Source organism: Pseudomonas sp. ANT_H4 (assembly GCF_008369295.1).
In the GTDB taxonomy this organism is placed as follows: Bacteria; Pseudomonadota; Gammaproteobacteria; order Pseudomonadales; family Pseudomonadaceae; genus Aquipseudomonas.
In genome coordinates, this window is sequence record NZ_VOBG01000064.1 from 1 (window position 1) to 2,236 (window position 2,236).

The window sequence follows — 2,236 nt, forward strand, 5'->3', positions numbered from 1 at the left end:
CTTGGCGCGCACGATAGCGGCGGAGTCGTTAGCGGTGACGGCGCGGGCTTCGATGGCGGCGGCAGCGCCGGCACCGTCGAGGCGGTCCATGTTGGCTTCGGTGGCGTGGCCGGCGTTGGCGCCTTTGGCGGTTACTTCGCCTTGCTCTTCTTTGTCGAATTCGTCCCAGCTCAGCATGACGTGTCGTCTCCTGCGTGAGGGCCAAAGGTGCCCGTGTGAAACCGGATGGTTGGGTGTTCACACGGCCCAGAGGCCGCGGTGGATCTTAAGGAATCGTTTCTTGCAACAGCTGACGCCAGGCATTAAACGGAAATTGTCTCGGGTGCTCTGCTTGAGGTTTGAGGTGCGCAGCGACGGTTGCTTGCTCCGGCGGGGCCTCAGGTCTGGCTCTTCGTCCCATGTAAAGGGATATTGCAGGTCCGATTTACTCGCGCATTATAGGGAAAAAATTGCTTTTGTGTTGCGGCAGATGGCCTCAGTGGCCGGCCAAAATGGCGGCATTTCAGGTCGGAGTGCTGGTTTTCAAGGGCTTGCGGCGTGAGGATTTTTTTGGTGGGTCGTGGGGGAGCTTACAGGCGGTCACTTCATCGCCCTGTGGCTGGCATATGTAAGGGTGCCTCCGTTAGGCACGCTGTGCCCTACGATCGTCCCCAAGTCAGCAGTACTTAACAGATCTGTCCTACATTCAGTCCCGTCCCGCTTGCAATAACGTCAGCCTCCCGGTTTCAACGCCGAATGTAGTTATGTAGCAAGCCAGGAGGGCGCGATGGCAAATAACAAGGACATACCCCAGGTCTGGCGGTCTTACGGGACCGGAACCGGTGGCTACCGGCGTCTCGAGCATGTGAACGAGCGCGAACTGGCTGATCGTGACGCCCGGCAAAAAGCTTACGACGCCATGCTCGTCCGCCAGGAGGCTTACGAGGCCCGTGTCAGGGTTGAGCCCCAACCAGCATTACCGCCCTTTGTGGGCTGTGTATTCGCCAAATCCTGCAATCTGCCGCACGCGCACATCAATCACAACAACCCTTGCGGCTATATCCCTACGGAGCTGCTGGCGGATTACGGCGCCTTTGCGTTACTCGGTGGCCGCGAGCGGGATGACACTGGCTTATTACAATTGCGGCAGCTCGGGGGTACAAAGCCGCCTGCCGGGATATCGAGCACGTGATGGTAGTCATCTAGGTGCTTTCGCCCCGTTTACTGGCGAGCAGATAGGCTCGGCTAAAGATGAACGAAGCATCAGCAAATATCTGTGAGATAGAAATGGGTCTGAAAATAATACTTGAGTGGTATGACGTGGATACGGAGCTCTGCGAGGGAGAGGAGTCCTCGACGGATCTCGGGGAGGATAGCTCTGTGATGGATGCCATTGGCATAGCTAGCGCTGATAACGTCAACAACGGTGGCTTTGATGTTAAAAGCGACTGGATACCGACCCTGCAGCCATTTTTTGTTCACCCGATCAATCCAGTTGTCTACATCTATCAGGTGGCTTTTGAATATCGGGACGTAGAGTAGCCTCGGGGCTGGGTTTCTTTGCCGCAAGAACGATTTCTTGCGGCGAATACTGTCTGGGATAACTACCCACTAACGAGTTGATTAACCGTTAGAGCAACCATTGCCCATGACTTTGTAATTAAGAATATGACGCTGACCTTGATGGTCTTCATATTCCATACGCGCCGGTACAACTTCGCAAACATTCGGAATTGAGCTCATGGACACGACTTTGGCGATGTCCAGGTTGGAGGAGTAGCTGTACTCCTCGGTAATGGCGGTGTTCTGGCTGGCTACGTCAGTCGGGGTCTCGTCGGCCAGGGCGGCGGTAGCGCACAAGCTCGTAAGGGCCATAACTAATAAAGCTTTCATTTCTATTTTTACCTTTTGCGGTCGAAGGGGGTCACGGGGCCCTTGTGAGGCCACGTGTGTAACTTGATTGGAGAGTTCGGATTAACGTGCCTTCGTGGGGGCTGCAACTTGGTTAATCACGGTGCCTTTGTTGGCGAGGCTGATTTTAGGCGTCCTCGTTATATTCATATACCCGTGCTTTTGATAAAGACTGTTGGCGGTTTTTGTAACAATCCCGACTTGAAGGTTTTTTTGAAGCAGGGCGGTTGCAGGAGCTGAGTGCAACACGGTCATTGAATTGAAGCTGGAGCATCATGCCGCATAGCCATGGCCTTCTGCATCACCTCGCCCATAACTTCGATTGGGCATTTGAAGTCGAAGCGCT

General features: G+C 54.7%; 4 protein-coding genes and 1 pseudogene. 3 read left to right on the forward strand and 2 right to left on the reverse strand.

Annotation, left to right across the window (positions count from 1 at the left end):
- Positions 1 to 177: pseudogene (locus tag FQ182_RS29455) on the reverse strand (ribonucleotide-diphosphate reductase subunit beta); the annotation flags it as partial.
- A gap of 589 nt (positions 178 to 766) precedes the next feature.
- On the opposite strand from FQ182_RS29455, the gene FQ182_RS29975 reads away from it, so the two are divergent.
- The 3 genes from FQ182_RS29975 to FQ182_RS29465 are packed head-to-tail and all read left to right on the forward strand — an operon-like array spanning position 767 to position 1,521.
- Positions 767 to 1,171 carry a colicin E3 gene (locus FQ182_RS29975; RefSeq protein WP_149415351.1) on the forward strand — a complete coding sequence of 135 codons (405 nt, stop codon included), beginning with the start codon at positions 767 to 769 and terminating at the stop codon, positions 1,169 to 1,171.
- Complete coding sequence (locus FQ182_RS29460; protein ID WP_149415350.1) at positions 1,101 to 1,259, forward strand: colicin E3/pyocin S6 family cytotoxin; 159 nt, start codon at positions 1,101 to 1,103, stop codon at positions 1,257 to 1,259. Before FQ182_RS29975 ends, FQ182_RS29460 begins: the two co-directional genes overlap by 71 nt.
- The gene (locus FQ182_RS29465) at positions 1,231 to 1,521 is read left to right on the forward strand and encodes a colicin E3-like toxin immunity protein (RefSeq protein WP_306108741.1); all 291 of its coding nucleotides are present in this window, start codon (positions 1,231 to 1,233) and stop codon (positions 1,519 to 1,521) included. The genes FQ182_RS29460 and FQ182_RS29465 overlap by 29 nt, the downstream gene beginning before the upstream one ends.
- 81 nt (positions 1,522 to 1,602) lie before the next feature.
- Here FQ182_RS29465 and FQ182_RS29470 read toward each other — a convergent pair whose 3' ends face one another.
- Positions 1,603 to 1,872, reverse strand: a complete 270-nt coding sequence (locus tag FQ182_RS29470; RefSeq protein WP_149415349.1) for a DUF2790 domain-containing protein — start codon at positions 1,870 to 1,872, stop codon at positions 1,603 to 1,605.
- Between the last annotated feature and the right edge of the window lie 364 nt (positions 1,873 to 2,236).

Coding starts and splice junctions, on each gene's coding strand:
- FQ182_RS29975 (WP_149415351.1), top strand. CDS start 767: ATGGCAAATAACAAGGACATACCCCAGGTCTGGCGGTCTTACGGGACC.
- FQ182_RS29470 (WP_149415349.1), bottom strand. CDS start 1,872: ATGAAAGCTTTATTAGTTATGGCCCTTACGAGCTTGTGCGCTACCGCC.
- FQ182_RS29465 (WP_306108741.1), top strand. CDS start 1,231: ATGAACGAAGCATCAGCAAATATCTGTGAGATAGAAATGGGTCTGAAA.
- FQ182_RS29460 (WP_149415350.1), top strand. CDS start 1,101: ATGACACTGGCTTATTACAATTGCGGCAGCTCGGGGGTACAAAGCCGC.